Source organism: Pseudomonas sp. T1.Ur (assembly GCF_023516725.1).
Classification (GTDB): Bacteria; Pseudomonadota; Gammaproteobacteria; order Pseudomonadales; family Pseudomonadaceae; genus Aquipseudomonas; species Aquipseudomonas alvandae.
The window spans coordinates 3,462,932-3,477,182 of record NZ_JAMGSN010000001.1 but is presented as its reverse complement, the minus strand read 5'-3'; the positions used below and the strand labels follow the sequence as shown (position 1 = coordinate 3,477,182).

General features: G+C 53.6%; 15 protein-coding genes. 11 read left to right on the top strand and 4 right to left on the bottom strand.

The annotated features are described in order from the left end of the window. Window positions 1–278 precede the first annotated feature (278 nt). Together rssB and rssC are read left to right on the top strand one after the other, a co-directional pair. Window positions 279–1,460 (top strand): two-component system response regulator RssB, encoded by a 1,182-nt coding sequence (gene rssB / locus M8Q45_RS15370; protein ID WP_030139975.1) that lies wholly within the window; start codon window positions 279–281, stop codon window positions 1,458–1,460. Beyond that, window positions 1,460–1,942 (top strand): anti-sigma factor antagonist RssC, encoded by a 483-nt coding sequence (gene rssC, locus M8Q45_RS15365; protein WP_186609803.1) that lies wholly within the window; start codon window positions 1,460–1,462, stop codon window positions 1,940–1,942. The genes rssB and rssC overlap by 1 nt, the downstream gene beginning before the upstream one ends. A gap of 144 nt (window positions 1,943–2,086) precedes the next feature. Here rssC and tal read toward each other — a convergent pair whose 3' ends face one another. Together tal and dusA are read right to left on the bottom strand one after the other, a co-directional pair. Then, window positions 2,087–3,013 (bottom strand): transaldolase, encoded by a 927-nt coding sequence (gene tal / locus M8Q45_RS15360; RefSeq protein WP_249875450.1) that lies wholly within the window; start codon window positions 3,011–3,013, stop codon window positions 2,087–2,089. Between the two features lie 178 nt (window positions 3,014–3,191). Next, entirely contained in the window at window positions 3,192–4,178 is a 987-nt protein-coding gene (dusA, locus tag M8Q45_RS15355) for a tRNA dihydrouridine(20/20a) synthase DusA (RefSeq protein WP_249875449.1), read from the bottom strand. Window positions 4,179–4,355: 177 nt separating this feature from the next. Here dusA and M8Q45_RS15350 point away from each other — a divergent pair, with 177 nt between their 5' ends. The 8 genes from M8Q45_RS15350 (at window position 4,356) to M8Q45_RS15315 (ending at window position 11,562) form a co-directional block, all read left to right on the top strand. Further along, window positions 4,356–4,631, top strand: coding sequence for a BrnT family toxin (locus tag M8Q45_RS15350; RefSeq protein WP_028237683.1), 276 nt, complete (start codon window positions 4,356–4,358; stop codon window positions 4,629–4,631). Continuing rightward, window positions 4,609–4,917: a BrnA antitoxin family protein gene (locus tag M8Q45_RS15345; protein WP_249875448.1), complete on the top strand. Its 309-nt coding sequence runs from the start codon at window positions 4,609–4,611 to the stop codon at window positions 4,915–4,917. Before M8Q45_RS15350 ends, M8Q45_RS15345 begins: the two co-directional genes overlap by 23 nt. A 510-nt stretch (window positions 4,918–5,427) precedes the next feature. After that, window positions 5,428–6,918 carry a sensor histidine kinase gene (locus tag M8Q45_RS15340; protein WP_249875447.1) on the top strand — a complete coding sequence of 497 codons (1,491 nt, stop codon included), beginning with the start codon at window positions 5,428–5,430 and terminating at the stop codon, window positions 6,916–6,918. A gap of 420 nt (window positions 6,919–7,338) precedes the next feature. Beyond that, window positions 7,339–8,784, top strand: coding sequence for a sensor histidine kinase (locus M8Q45_RS15335; protein WP_249875446.1), 1,446 nt, complete (start codon window positions 7,339–7,341; stop codon window positions 8,782–8,784). 48 nt (window positions 8,785–8,832) lie between these two features. Beyond that, the gene (locus M8Q45_RS15330) at window positions 8,833–9,543 is read left to right on the top strand and encodes an AraC family transcriptional regulator (protein WP_249875445.1); all 711 of its coding nucleotides are present in this window, start codon (window positions 8,833–8,835) and stop codon (window positions 9,541–9,543) included. 250 nt (window positions 9,544–9,793) lie between these two features. Further along, entirely contained in the window at window positions 9,794–10,324 is a 531-nt protein-coding gene (locus M8Q45_RS15325; protein ID WP_249875444.1) for a hypothetical protein, read from the top strand. A 184-nt stretch (window positions 10,325–10,508) separates the two neighbouring features. Continuing rightward, the gene (locus tag M8Q45_RS15320) at window positions 10,509–10,883 is read left to right on the top strand and encodes a response regulator transcription factor (RefSeq protein WP_249875443.1); all 375 of its coding nucleotides are present in this window, start codon (window positions 10,509–10,511) and stop codon (window positions 10,881–10,883) included. A gap of 406 nt (window positions 10,884–11,289) precedes the next feature. Beyond that, the gene (locus tag M8Q45_RS15315; RefSeq protein ID WP_249875442.1) at window positions 11,290–11,562 is read left to right on the top strand and encodes a hypothetical protein; all 273 of its coding nucleotides are present in this window, start codon (window positions 11,290–11,292) and stop codon (window positions 11,560–11,562) included. Between the two features lie 276 nt (window positions 11,563–11,838). Here M8Q45_RS15315 and M8Q45_RS15310 read toward each other — a convergent pair whose 3' ends face one another. Together M8Q45_RS15310 and M8Q45_RS15305 are read right to left on the bottom strand one after the other, a co-directional pair. Then, window positions 11,839–12,213 (bottom strand): response regulator transcription factor, encoded by a 375-nt coding sequence (locus tag M8Q45_RS15310; protein ID WP_249875441.1) that lies wholly within the window; start codon window positions 12,211–12,213, stop codon window positions 11,839–11,841. A 105-nt stretch (window positions 12,214–12,318) separates the two neighbouring features. Next, window positions 12,319–12,966, bottom strand: coding sequence for a response regulator transcription factor (locus M8Q45_RS15305; RefSeq protein WP_249875440.1), 648 nt, complete (start codon window positions 12,964–12,966; stop codon window positions 12,319–12,321). A 448-nt stretch (window positions 12,967–13,414) separates the two neighbouring features. On the opposite strand from M8Q45_RS15305, the gene M8Q45_RS15300 reads away from it, so the two are divergent. Then, on the top strand, window positions 13,415–14,158 hold the full coding sequence (locus M8Q45_RS15300) for an SDR family NAD(P)-dependent oxidoreductase (protein WP_249875439.1): 744 nt from the start codon (window positions 13,415–13,417) through the stop codon (window positions 14,156–14,158). Window positions 14,159–14,251: the final 93 nt, after the last annotated feature.

Sequence of the window (14,251 nt, the reverse complement as noted above, 5' to 3'; positions counted from 1 at the left end):
ACGGGTTTGATCCTTCCATTGAGTTACGCTTCGCTCGGTTCTTATAACTCTCTGTACTTTGACAAATGGCGACGGCAAGCGACCGTCTGCATGAGCTTGAAACGCCCCGCGGATGGGAGTACCGTCTGCGCCTTAGAAGGGCACCTCTGTGTAACCGTGTGTAGGGCAAAGGCCTGAAGCCGGTACGACAGAGAGGCTAGAAAGCGAATCCAGTAGTGCGTGCCAGGCCATACCGCCCCGCCCGCTACGCCAACCTAATTCTGGCGCCGTTTGCCCACATGCCAAAAACCAGTGCCACGCTGCTGATAATCGATGATGACGAAGTGGTGCGAGCCAGTCTCGCCGCCTACTTGGAAGACAGTGGTTTCAGCGTCTTGCAGGCCAGTAACGGCCAACAGGGTCTTCAGGTATTCGAACAGGAGAAGCCCGACCTGGTCATCTGCGACCTGCGCATGCCGCAGATGGGCGGACTCGAACTCATTCGCCAGGTCACCGAGATCTCCTCGCAGACCCCAGTGATCGTGGTGTCGGGCGCGGGCGTCATGAACGACGCAGTCGAGGCCTTGCGCCTGGGCGCGGCGGATTACCTGATCAAGCCCCTCGAAGACCTCGCGGTGCTCGAGCACTCGGTGCGTCGGGCCTTGGATCGTTCGCGCCTGCTGGTGGAAAACCAGCGCTACCGTGAAAAGCTGGAAACCGCCAACCGTGAGCTCGAAGCCAGCCTGAACCTGCTGCAGGAAGACCAGAACGCCGGGCGCCAGGTGCAAATGAACATGCTGCCGGTCAGCCCTTGGACCGTCGACGATTTCCGCTTTGCCCACCAGATCATCCCGTCGTTGTACCTGTCGGGCGACTTCGTGGACTATTTTCGCGTCGATGAGCGACGAGTGGCATTCTACTTGGCGGATGTTTCCGGCCACGGCGCTTCGTCGGCATTCGTGACGGTACTGCTGAAATTCATGACCACGCGGCTGTTGTTCGAGTCCAAGCGCAACGGGACCTTGCCAGAATTCAAGCCTTCGGAAGTCCTTGGGCATATCAACCGGGGGCTGATCAGCTGTAAGCTGGGCAAACACGTCACGATGGTCGGTGGAGTCATCGACGAGGAGACTGGTTTGTTGACGTATAGCATCGGCGGTCACCTGCCGTTGCCTGTGTTGTATACACCTGACAGTGTTCGTTACCTGGAAGGCCGTGGTTTGCCGGTAGGCCTGTTCAACGAGGCCACCTACGAAGACCACATTCTGGAGCTGCCACCGACGTTCAGCCTGACGCTGATGTCTGATGGCATCCTGGACCTTTTGTCAGAGCCTACACTCAAAGAGAAAGAAGCGGCCTTGCCTGAACGGGTGAGTGCGGCGGGCGGCAGCCTGGAAGGCCTGCGCCAAGTGTTTGGATTAGCCACGCTAGGGGAGATGCCGGATGATATCGCCCTGTTAGTGTTGAGCAGGAACCTTTGATGAGTACCGGTAGAATCCAGTTCGCCGAGCAGGACGGCACCTTTGTCCTGAAGTTTGTCGGTGAAGTGCGCCTGACCTTGTGTTCGGCGCTGGATGCGACAATCGAGAAGATCTTCACCGCGCTGAACTTCAGCGCCATCGTGATCGACCTGACCGAAACCCGCAGCATCGACAGCACCACTTTGGGCCTGCTGGCCAAGCTGTCGATCCTGTCGCGGCAAAAGGTCGGCCTGCTTCCGACTGTCGTCACCACCCACAACGACATTACCCGTCTTCTCCAATCGATGGGCTTCGACCAGGTGTTCAACATCGTTGGCGATCCGGTTCCGTGTCCGGAATGCCTGGACGACCTGCCTGATCAGGACCAGTCCGAAGAGGAAGTGCGAATCAAGGTGCTTGAAGCCCACAAGATCCTCATGGGGCTGAACGATTCCAATCGCGAAGCGTTCCATGACCTGGTGAATGCGCTGGAACGGCCTTGATTCTTGAGCGTGTGTAGACCGAACTGATGCTTTCGCGAGCCTGCTCGCGAATGGCCTGCTCAGGCGCCAGATTTCTCAGGCTGAGCCGCATAAAAAAGGGCGAACCCATCAAGGTTCGCCCTTTTGCATGCCTTGCGAGTCAGCTCAAAGCTTGGCTTGCAGCAACGCCTCCAGCTTCTCTTGGTCCCGGGCGAACTGACGGATGCCTTCAGCCAGTTTCTCGGTCGCCATGGCGTCCTCGTTGGACAACCAGCGGAATTGCGCTTCGTTGAGGCTCAGGCGCGCTTCTCCAGCTTGCCCAGGCGCCAGTTTGCGTTCCAGCTTGCCTTCGTCGGCGGCCAGTTTCTCCAGCAGTTCAGGGCTGACGGTCAAGCGGTCGCAGCCGGACAACTGCTCGATCTGATTGAGGTTGCGGAAGCTCGCGCCCATGACCACGGTCTTGTAGTCATTGGACTTGTAGTAGTTGTAGATGCGCGTCACGGACTGCACGCCTGGATCGTCGGCGCCGGTGTAGTCGTTGCCGTTGGCCTTCTTGTACCAGTCATAGATGCGGCCCACGAATGGCGAGATCAGGAACACCCCGGCATCGGCACAAGCGGCGGCCTGGGCGAAGGAGAACAGCAGCGTCAGGTTGCACTGGATGCCTTCGCGCTCCAGTTTCTCGGCGGCGCGGATGCCTTCCCAGGTCGAAGCGATCTTGATCAGGACGCGATCCCGGCCAATGCCGGCTTTTTCGTACAGGTCGACCAGGCGATGCGCACGCTTGAGCATGGCTTCGGTGTCGAACGACAGGCGTGCATCCACTTCGGTGGAAATGCGTCCTGGAATCACTTTCAGAATTTCCTGGCCCACCGCGACGCCAAAACGGTCGCTGGCCAGGCCCACGTCGCCCTTGCAGTCCGCCACGCAGGCGTTGAGCAGCTCGGCATAGCCGTGCATTGCCGAAGCCTTGAGCAGCAGGGAAGGGTTGGTGGTGGCGTCGACGGGCTTGATGCGGGCGATGGCTTCGAAGTCGCCAGTATCGGCCACGACGGTAGTGAACTGCTTGAGTTGTTCCAGCTTGGAAGTCATGAGCGTGCTCTGTCCTATGGGTCCGTTGACATTACCCGAGGGCCGGCAGCCACTCAAGGGCGTGAAGAGGTATCGATGGCCCCAGCGGCAACAACCTGGAAACGGCTGTTTGAATGGCCGGGGCAACTGTCGGTAGATACGATGCCAAAACCGCGCGCAGGTTCAAAGCAAGTGACGGTTAACGCCCTTCCAGCAACTGCCCCGCCTGGTCCAGCAGCGCCAACGGATCCTGGGTCTTGTGGATATCCACCGACAGCAATTGCCGGAACCGCCGCGCGCCCGGGAACCCGGTGCCCAGTCCCAGCACGTGGCGGGTGATGTGGTGCATGGCACCGCCGTTTGCCAAGTGATCGGCAATATACGGCCGCAGCTTTGCCAAGGCCTCGGCCCGAGTGATGACTGGTGCGGAGCTGCCAAACAACTGCTGATCCACTTCGGCCAGCAGATACGGGTTGTGGTAGGCCTCGCGACCCAGCATCACACCGTCGAACGCCTGCAAATGCTCGTGGCAGGCCTCCAGCGTCTTGATCCCGCCGTTGAGCACGATTTCCAACTCAGGGAAATCCGCTTTCAACCGCGCTACCACGTCGTAACGCAGCGGCGGGATGTCGCGATTCTCCTTCGGCGACAACCCCTCCAGGATCGCAATCCGCGCGTGCACGGTAAAACTGGTGCAGCCGGCGTCACGGACCGTCCCGACGAACTCGCACAACTGCTCATAACTGTCGCGTCCATTGATCCCGATCCGATGCTTCACCGTCACTGGGATCGACACCGCATCCCGCATTGCCTTCACGCAATCGGCCACCAATTCCGGATGCCCCATCAGGCAGGCACCGATCATGTTGTTCTGCACCCGATCGCTTGGGCAGCCGACGTTGAGATTGACCTCGTCGTAACCGTGCTCCTGGGCCATCCGGGCGCAGGCGGCCAAATCCGCAGGCACGCTGCCGCCCAATTGCAGGGCCAGCGGATGCTCGGTTTCGTGGTGGCGCAGGAAGCGTTCGTGGTCGCCGTTGAGCAAGGCACCGGTGGTGACCATTTCGGTGTAGAGCAGGGCGTGTTTGGAGAGGATGCGCAGGAAGTAGCGGCAGTGGGCGTCAGTCCAATCCATCATGGGGGCGACGGAGAAGCGGCGGGAGAGTGGAGCAGATTGTAGGGGCATTGGGAATTTGAGTCATCGGGGTGAATGGACGCAGTTTATCAGGGATGCTTGTCGGGTACTTGGCGGGCTCTCAAGCCTAGCCGCTCAATCTTTGATGATAACCAGGCAGAGCGCATGCCCGATCAGCGTTTCAACTCACACCTTGTGTTGACGATTTAACGTGGCTACGATAATTATATGCAGATTACCTATGACCCCGCCAAAGACGCTCGCAACGTGGAAGAACGTGGACTCCCGTTTGCCCTCGTGCGGGACTTTGAATGGTCTACTGCATTGATCCTGGAAGATGATCGATTCGACTACGGCGAGTGTCGTTATCGGGCGATGGGATACATAGGGGATCGGCTGCATGTCGTAGTGTTTACTCCACGAGGTGACGCGGTCCACGTCATCAGCTTTCGTAAAGCCAACAAACGGGAGGTCAAAAATTATGACCAAGAAACCCAGTCCTGAGAAGGTCGATACGGCAAACCCCGAATGGTCGACCGAAGACTTCGCCAAGGCCAAACCAGCCAGCGAGATGCTTGTGGGGTTGTTTGGCAAAGCTCAGGCAAAGGAGATGCTCAAGCCGAAGCGTGGCCGGCCAAAGTCGGCAGCCACTAAAGAGCACGTCAATGTTCGTTTCGATGCTGACGTGCTGGAGAGATTCAGAGCTTCTGGGCCGGGCTGGCAAACGCGGATGAACGCCGCCTTGGCTGATTGGCTCAAGACGCATACTCCAGAAGAACTGAAGGCTTAATCGCTAAATTTTCCCAGAATAATAGCCGCCGATGAGGCGGCTTTTTGCTGCCTGCTGATTATCTTGTCTCGGGAATGGTGTAATAAATCCGTCCCCTTTTTTTGTTATCTTGGCCATGCGTTTGTTTATGCGCCAGGCTTGCATGATTGCCGTGTATTTTGATCGCAAACGCCCAGGTTTTAACTTTTAGTTAAGCGAGTTGTGATCCCCACATAAGTACTCCGAAATCTTCCTGCTTGGAGCAGCGCTAACTGTATGTGATCGATTGGGGGGTGGATACGGCACTAAAAAAGAAAAAGTGTCAATGCTGGCGTTATGTTGCCTGACGCTCCCTTTAGCAGTGGCGTGTTTTTTGGGATTTTTGTCCTAGCAGGCATTGTGCCTGAGCTACTAGGATGCTGATCGATTATCGGCCTGACGTTCGCACTTAACATTATGCGTTATCGGCTAGTCGCAGATCACCTGCCAAACTCGCGCGGCAGGCTTCGCCGGAACAGGAGTTGCTGTCTTATGCCGAATAACTCAATGAAAAGGATTAGGAACGCCTTCGGCGCTGTCCGCCTTCAGCCACTTGAAAATTTACTTATCGGGTTAATGGGACTAATCGTTGCCTGCGGGATCTATGGCGGCAGGGACACTTATTTCGATTTCGCGACGACTCCGTTTTACATTGCCATGCTGCTGATGTCGGTTAACCTGATCCCTGTCAACGGGGTAATCGCCACATTGCTTTTGAGCATGTTGGTGCTCGCAGCATTTTTCCTTAGCGACTACGGCTCGGGTCGTTGGGAATTGGCAATGCCTTTTCTGCGTGACTTTTCTTTGCTCGCGGCGATCGTAGTCTTCGCACTACGCGGCAAGCGGATCTCGGATAACTTACGCCAAAAAGAAGTTTGCATGAGTGGCGCGCAGCGCTTGAGTCAGACTGGCTGTCTCGGTTTTTGCGCAACCCTGGAGAAGATCGGCTGGTCGGAACAGTCAGCACAAATATTCGAGTACCCACCGAGCACGCCGCCCACCGCTGCAATGATCCTGGCGCGTACTCACCCCGAGGATGTGCAAGAAGTCCTGGCGGGATTCGAAAAAGCAAAACGCCGTGAAGCGATCATCGAGGTGAGCCATCGTCTGTTGATGCCCGATGGACGAGTCAAACATTTGCGCATGGCCGCGACTCTGCTGTTCAAGCGGGGCAACCGCCCCGAATACCTGGGTGCGCTGATGGACGTGACCGCCATCAAGCAGGCGGAAGCAGCACTCAGTCAAGCCCGGGCCCAGCTGGCCCATGTAACGCGTGTAACATCTTTAGGTGAGCTCGCTGCGTCTATTGCCCACGAAGTCAATCAGCCGTTAGCGGCGATAACGAGCAGCGGCGAAGCTGGGCTCAATTGGCTCAGCCAGCCCACACCCGACCTGCTCGAAGTGCGCAAGGTAATCGAGCGGATAATTACAAGCTCCAATCGGGCTGCCGAGATTACGCTGCGAGTTCGGTCTCTATCTCGCAAGACTGATCCACTTCGGCGCAACGAGTCCTTCAACCGCATCATCAACGAAACCCTACTCTTGGTCAGGCATGAAGTGGCTCACCATGGGATCCGGCCTGAGATTGAACTGACGGTCTTCGACGCACCGATCAGTGCCGATCGCGTCCAGCTGCAGCAGGTCATCATTAATTTGATTATCAACGCATGCCAAGCCATGGACGATGTCAATGTGTCCGAGCGGAAGTTACTCATTCGCAGCTGGACCAATGATGAGGAAGTTGGGTTGGAAGTGATCGATACGGGCATGGGTATCCCTGCTCATGTGCTACCCAAACTCTTCTCGCCATTTTTTACTACCAAGGAAAAAGGCCTGGGTATGGGCTTATCTATATGCCGCTCAATCATCGACTCCCATCAGGGCCGCATATGGGCATCGAGTATCGAGGGGCAGGGCAGTTCGTTCCAGTTTGCCTTGCCGCTGTTGACGCCTGTCGAAGAGGGGTACGCATCGGCTATTTGACGAAAAGACAGGGGACGGACACATCCATCCTTGAATTATCCTTCAGAGTCGTTCCTGGCAAAACCCTCCTCTTGATGTGGCCATTTCAACGCATGATCGTCCCGGCTTCCTACGGAATGGCGGACTATTTCCCCAAGTGAACGATTACGATCTTTTTAATCGCGCGCGTCCTCAATACCTGGGTATAAGGTTCTGATACTTAGGCATGTCCCATCTGATCCTATATAGCAGTGTCAGGAATAGCGACTTGGAATAAGATGTCTCTCATCCTGCCGGTCGCTTCGATAAAAGTGTGCGCAGGCGCCGCATAACGAAAGGGAGAGCTCCTGTTTAAAGAGATAAAGCGTTCACTGATTAATGTTTGTCCTGCAGCATCTATCCATACACGTTGCCGCTCCTTAGCAGAATCTGGAAGAGTAAATGTCTATCATAAAACGCTGGGAACATTTCTTTTTGTCGGACGCCGTTGCCTGGCTGGCGGCCATTGCCGTTGGCGGCATGATCTTTTTTTTGAACGTAAGTCTCGACTTGGATGCCGCATCAACTTTGTTCTACATCGCTTTAGTCTTTATGTCGGCCGATATTTTCACCGTCTCAGTCTTTCTCATCGTGGCGTTAGGCTGTCTGGTAATGCTGAGTGCGAACTTTATCGCGAATGAAGGCTATCTTGACCAGGATCTCGTTGCCGGCTTCGTGCATCGCCTGATTGTCTTGGCTGCCATTACCTTATTAGCACTGCGCAGCAAAAAAGCGAGCTCATTGTTGCGCCGCAACGAAGCGGTTTTTTTGGGGGCGCAAAAACTCAGTCGGACGGGCAGTGTCGGCATCATTATTGGTCGTGAAGTAAGGTTGTGGTGGTCGGAAGAGTCATCACGCATTTTCGAATACCCGTTGGACGTCACACCGACAATTGCCTTGGTCAGAGCGCGCATTTATCCCGAAGATCTGCGGATAGTCGATCGCGCTTTGGAACAGGTGGCGAACCATCAGGATTTCATCGAGGTGGAACATCGGCTGGTGATGCCGGACGGACGCATCAAGCATGTGCAGATGAACGCCAGGCCGCTTTCCAAACACGTCGGATATATCGAGTACGTAGGTGCTTTGATGGACATCACCGCCTCCAAGCAATCGGAGGAAGCATTATTTCATTCACAGGCGAAACTTTCGGAGGTCACGCGACTAACCTCTATGGGCGAATTGGCCGCGTCCATAGCGCATGAAATCAACCAGCCTCTGGCGGCTTTGATAACCAGTGGCGAATGCTGCAAGCGTTGGATCAACCGTCCCGAACCCAATTTAGATGAAGTACGGAAATCGATAGACCGGATTATTCAAAACTCCGTCAGGGTGTCCGACGTAATCACCTGTATCAGGGCACTATCGCGGCATAGCGAGGCGCAGCGTACGGTCGAACGATTCGATGATGTCGTAAGCGACTCACTGGCACTCATGCAACATGACATTACTTTCCATGAGGTTCGCTCGCAGATCCAATTGGGCGCACCAGATGCAATGATCAGAGCCGACCGTATTCAGCTGCAGCAAGTCATCATAAACTTGATTATCAACGCCTGTCAGGCCATGGCGAGCGTACATGACAGAGCGAGGGTGCTGAGTATCCAAACGTCGGTTAGAGAGGGTGAGGCCGTGCTCGAAATAGCCGACTCAGGCGATGGTATTTCCACAGAGATCCTTCCTTCATTATTCGATCCGTTTTTCACGACCAAGCCCACCGGACTTGGAATCGGTCTTTCAATATGCCGTTCGATCATTGAATTTCACGGCGGTCGCATCTGGGTCAGCAGCACGCTGAAGATTGGAACTCGGTTTGTATTTACGCTCCCCCTGGAAAGAGAAACTTAATACGTACCCGCTATACCTGGGTTCCTATGTACCCCATGGAGATCAACCTTGGTTATAAAAGATATGCCTGGCCGTCTTGAATACCAAAATCCAAATCCGTTGCGCGCACAACCCCGCACCGTCATTTTCGTGGCCTATCCGCAGATGGGGCTCCTTGATCTGACCGGCGCCCATACTGTTTTTTGGGCGGCGACACGAAATCTCAATCAGCTCGGGCTGCCTGGCTATACCTTGCACACCGCAAGTGTAGCGGGGGGGACCGTTCGTACAGGCGAGGGCCTCGTTGTACAAACTCGGCGTCTGACTGACTTGGTTAATGAACCAAGAGATACGTTGATTGTGCCCGGCTCTCCCCACATTCGGCAGGCAATTGTCGACAACGCGTCGCTGATTGATTGGTTGCGCTTGGCTTCAACTACTGCGAATCGCACCACATCAATATGCAGTGGCGCATTTTTCCTGGGCTGTGCCGGGCTGCTGGACGGCCTGCGGGTGGCGACTCACTGGACGATGGCGGATCAATTCGAGCGCGCGTTCCCGCAAGTTAAACTGGATCGCGAGGCTATATATGTCCAGCAAAAATCTATATGGACTGCTGCCGGTGTGAGTGCAGGAATAGATCTCGCGCTGGCGTTAGTCGAAGCCGATCATGGTCGGAAGCTGGCGATGCAGGTTGCTCGTCACTTGGTGGTGTACTACCGGCGCCCGGACAATCAGGAGCAGTGGAGCCCGCTGCTGCAATCGCAATATCTTTCCTAAATTTGAACGGACGCATTTGATCTGTGTAATGACTGGGTCGGTTGGCTTTTCAGTGCCTGTTATCGATATAAGTGAAATAGAGAGCGTAAGTATTTCTCACTGCTGGCCGCCATACGTTGGTATGAAAACCCTGACCTCATGTGCTACCTCGCCGTCTGGAGGTAGAAGTGTTGCCGGAGTCGACGAGGGGTACTCTGATCAAATGGAATATCAATTAATCGCGCCGAGGCGCCACCCTGGGACGGTTGCCATGAACGCATTACACAAAATGTATATCGTCAGTCATCCGCTGCGTATTAGTCGTTACGGCGCACACACGTCTTTGTCCAGTGCAGAGCGCGTAGAAATCGTCGATACAATGATGCAGACGTTGGGCGCTACGTTGAGCATTCTAGTATCGCTGAAGCAGGTTCAGGAACACCTTCGCAATATCAGTTTTCTTCCCATACAAGATCTCATTCGCAGGTTGCTGCTGGAAAACACCGAATATACCGAATTTTTAGTGAGCGGTATCCGCGACTTGGGTGGTTATGCCGACGTTGCCGCGCTCTTGAGTATGAAGGATATTCATGAATCGAAATGTTTTGCAGATTGCCTGTTGGTCATTCATCAGGATCTGCGCCTGTTGTGTGCATCTGACAGGATGTTTCGCGAGTACCGTGAACGCGCCCTCACCGACAAAGACAGAGCCAGTATTCGCTACTTTGATCATTGCATTCGTCACAACACACGCTTCTTGGTGTTGATTAAACAACACCTTCTCGAGAGTGAAGCCTGGTGAGGTTTATTGTGCGCTTTGTCATGATGGATGAATGATAATTGCGTGGCCTGGTTTTTCCTTCGCGAACATCAAGTTGCAGTTATCGCAACAGAATTACTCAAACTACCATTGTTTCTAAATTTTTAGCGCGTGTCTTGCGAGTAGGGTTTGCACTACAGTCGCACGCTAATGCACGGGTTTTTACATGCCTAACTCAGGAATTATTTCGGTCGTCGACGATGATGAGTTTATTCTTGTCGGACTTGACAGTCTGTTGCGCTCTTATGGCCATACAGTCCATACCTACTCCAGCGCATTTGCATTCCTTAACTCATCGGGCCCCGAACAGAGCGATTTTCTTATTTCCGATATTCAGATGCCGGGCATGTGCGGGGTCACGATGTATGAAACGTTGGCGGCTATGAATATTCATATCCCTACCGTTTTTATTACCGGGATGCCTGGCTCGCCTCCGAAATTCAGTGCCAATGTAAGAAAACCTGAGGGTTATTTCGCTAAACCATTCGATACCCATGCATTATTGATGTGTATCGAAAACACTTTGAAATCTCGGCCGTGATGTCAGCGAATGTCTAGGGCACTTAGCCATAAAGCTTGTTTGAAAGTGTCTTCGCATCACGAGTTCGCTTCCGAATTTCTCTTGCTTATGCCGCAACGCCATTCCTGTTTATTCGAATATTCAATCCAGGCGTGATTTTAATAGGGGATTTTGAGGTTGAATATTTCCGTTTTTCATGCAATTCATGATTTTCAGCCTTGAACTCATCGATCCATCACCACGTTCCTTCTCCGGGTGATGGACCTTGGATTATTGAATATGCGTTTCGACTCGCGTCATTCAGTCATCGGCAGGGACCGCAAAAATTACTGACGGTCGTCTTGTTAATACCCGAGTATCCCGTATCAGCGACCCGCACCTCCGTTGAGCTGCGATAGCCCGAATCTGCCAGTCGACTGGCGCCCACGTGGTCGGCACCGTCGGAGGCGATCCGATTGCCGCCTGTTCGATCCGCACCATCCGCAGCAACGCGAGTAGACCCGACCCGATCAGCGCCATCAGCGGCGATGCTATTAACGCCTACTCGATCGGATCCATCAGAGACAACGCGATCCGCGTGGGTGTGTACAACATTCTCGGAGGAATGATCTCGACTGGACCGGACTGCATTGTTTCCCATGGTTTGCGCGCTTCCTTCTACTGCCCAGCTGGTGACAGCAAATGTGCCGCCAACAGCTGAAATGGCCATCGAGAAAATCAACGGTGATATTTTCATGTCTACACCTGCAATAAGTTGAATATTGAGTGCCAATGCTTTACTGCAGTAACAGTATTGGTATTTGCAGCGGGCGCGATCAAATACAATTGGGTATATATAATAGGCAATTCGTATGGCGAGAAGATACGGCGGTATAATTTTAATGGTTGCGTCTTTGGAAAAGCCAGGCCCAATATACCAGTGCGGGCGCGGCTGGGAGGAGGGGCGCAACCCTCGGGAAGGGTATTTCGAATGCGTTTAATTGAGAGAATTGAGCGCTGTGGCTAGACAGTTGATGAGGTGTTGTCCTTCGAACGGCTTGGCCAGATAACAGCAAGCTCCGAGCTTGCGGGCGGCGAACCGTGGACTATCCTCTGTGGATGCGGTGATGAAAATTACTGGCGTCAAATATCCTTGATCCAGAAGGCGCTGGTACATCTGTAATCCGTTCATGCCGGGCATCTGGATATCAGACACTATGCAATCCATCGAAACGACCATGCCTGAAGTCAGGAAGGTTTCGGCGTTTTCATACAGATGCACAGAATAGCCATATGAACGCAGCAGGCTGTCGAGCGATGAGCGAACGTTGTCATCGTCATCGATAATGGCTATTGTTTGGCGGGTTACCAATGTGTGCGCCTTCCAATGATGGTAATGGTCAAGTCCGCTGACTCTTCCTTTTCACACCATACCCCCTGTTTGCTTATCCTTGATTAATACCTGTGTATATAAATTTTATTTCTTGTGGCTCAATTTCAGGGTTTCCGCCATGCGGACCAATTCAGCGAACGTTTTGGCGCGCATTTTCTTCATGACATTGGCACGATGAATTTTGACGGTGATCTCACTCAAGCACACTTCACTGGCAATTTGCTTGTTCATCAAGCCAGACGCAGCCATGGTCATGATTTCCTGTTCGCGGCCACTCAATGTTCGATAGCGAGTATTCAGCTCCGCCATGCTCTTGTTTGCCTCGCGTTGTTCCGCATCCTTGCGAAGCGCCAAACCGACGGCATCCAGCAAATCTTGTTCGCGAAATGGTTTGGCCAAAAAGTCCACCGCGCCGGCCTTCATAGCTTTGACCGACATCGCAATATCGCCATGTCCCGTCATGAACACGATAGGGAGCGTTTCTTCGGACTTGACAAGTTGATTCTGAAAATCCAGACCGCTGATACCTTGCAGCCTGACGTCAAGCACAAGACAGCTGTTAAGCTCGGGCCTTTTGAAGTTCAGAAATTCAGTGACCGATGCAAATATTTCAACGCGACAGCCAACAGAGCGCAACAAGCTACTCAAAGATTCCCTTAGAAGCTGATCGTCATCAACGATATAAACGCAGGAGGTTTCATTCACCACGGTGCTGGTCAAATGACTGGTCATCGAAAAGTGTCCATTGGTCTCGTCCTGCAATTGGCGTTAACTCCTGATGGAGTGATAGCTACGTCTTGTACGAACGCTAAATCACAATGAAGGCCTATGCCGTCAATGAAGAAGGATAGCGCTGGGTACAAGGTCCCCAGCGTAATGTTAGAAGCAACGATGCACAGTGGATATGACAAAAAAACCAGAATTTCTGCCAAGGTATAAGCGTTGCTTTGAATCTGGTTTCGAGGGCGGCTCAGCGTAAAAGGGCGAATTGGGTGAAGCAAGTCACATGAACTGCGCTAGTCAATATGACTTCATGTTGTCATATCGACTATTCGCTAAGTCTAGTCAAAATGACCGCTGCGACTAAAACAAGTCCATTTCACATGCTTTTGTTGCGTGGCATGATTTTTGTAGCGCTCCATCTTCGGAGTATTTGGCCAACCGTAAAAAAGGAAATGATATGTATAGCGAGTTCTATAACCGACTGTCGGTAGTCACGGGTGCGAGTTCTGGAATTGGTCTGGCACTGACGGAAAGCCTGTTGGCTGCCGGGTCGTCTGTAATCGCGATGGCGCGTCATCCCGGAGAACTGGAAAAGTTGCGGGACTTGTATGCGGACCGATTGCATTGGTTACCGGGCGATGTCACGCAAGCGTCCGATCTGGAGCGCTTAAGTGCTTACGCGAAAGGACTGGCACCGGTGGACTATGTAGTGCCAAATGCCGGCGTGGCAATGCTTGCATCAGGAGCGGACACTGCCGCTTTCGATCAACTATGGGCAGTCAACGGCGCCGGTGCATTAAATACATTGGCTGCACTCCGTGGCCAGTTGGCGACGCCCGCGTCGGTTGTATTTATCGGCACTTTCTTGTCACGCTTGGCTTTCCCGGGGCTTGCCGGTTACATCGCGTCGAAAACGGCGTTGATCAGCCACGCGCGCACCTTGGCGGTGGAGCTTGCAGCCTCGAATATCAGGGTGAACGTTGTCTCACCCGGACCGACTGCAACGCCAATCTGGAAAACCCTGGGAATGGAAGATTCGGAACTTGCAGCGGTGGCAAACTCCGTCAACGGTCGCTTGCTTGACGGAACGTTCCTCGAGCCCAAGGCAGTAGCCGAGGTGATTATGTTCCTGCTCTCACGAAGTGCACGAAGTATCTGCGGGCAGGAAATCGTTGTTGACGGCGGATATACATTGCGCTAGAGGAGGGCGTGGTTTTACTGCCGTGCAGAATGCGCGGATTTCATTTACAGGGTACTTTCGGCGACAGCCCAAGCTTGATTATTCGGAATGTGT

Bases quoted from the DNA above. Each gene is read 5' to 3' on its own strand.
- rssB (WP_030139975.1), top strand. From the start codon at position 279: ATGCCAAAAACCAGTGCCACGCTGCTGATAATCGATGATGACGAAGTG.
- rssC (WP_186609803.1), top strand. From the start codon at position 1,460: ATGAGTACCGGTAGAATCCAGTTCGCCGAGCAGGACGGCACCTTTGTC.
- tal (WP_249875450.1), bottom strand. From the start codon at position 3,013: ATGACTTCCAAGCTGGAACAACTCAAGCAGTTCACTACCGTCGTGGCC.
- dusA (WP_249875449.1), bottom strand. From the start codon at position 4,178: ATGCCCCTACAATCTGCTCCACTCTCCCGCCGCTTCTCCGTCGCCCCC.
- M8Q45_RS15350 (WP_028237683.1), top strand. From the start codon at position 4,356: ATGCAGATTACCTATGACCCCGCCAAAGACGCTCGCAACGTGGAAGAA.
- M8Q45_RS15345 (WP_249875448.1), top strand. From the start codon at position 4,609: ATGACCAAGAAACCCAGTCCTGAGAAGGTCGATACGGCAAACCCCGAA.
- M8Q45_RS15340 (WP_249875447.1), top strand. From the start codon at position 5,428: ATGCCGAATAACTCAATGAAAAGGATTAGGAACGCCTTCGGCGCTGTC.
- M8Q45_RS15335 (WP_249875446.1), top strand. From the start codon at position 7,339: ATGTCTATCATAAAACGCTGGGAACATTTCTTTTTGTCGGACGCCGTT.
- M8Q45_RS15325 (WP_249875444.1), top strand. From the start codon at position 9,794: ATGAACGCATTACACAAAATGTATATCGTCAGTCATCCGCTGCGTATT.
- M8Q45_RS15320 (WP_249875443.1), top strand. From the start codon at position 10,509: ATGCCTAACTCAGGAATTATTTCGGTCGTCGACGATGATGAGTTTATT.
- M8Q45_RS15305 (WP_249875440.1), bottom strand. From the start codon at position 12,966: ATGACCAGTCATTTGACCAGCACCGTGGTGAATGAAACCTCCTGCGTT.
- M8Q45_RS15300 (WP_249875439.1), top strand. From the start codon at position 13,415: ATGTATAGCGAGTTCTATAACCGACTGTCGGTAGTCACGGGTGCGAGT.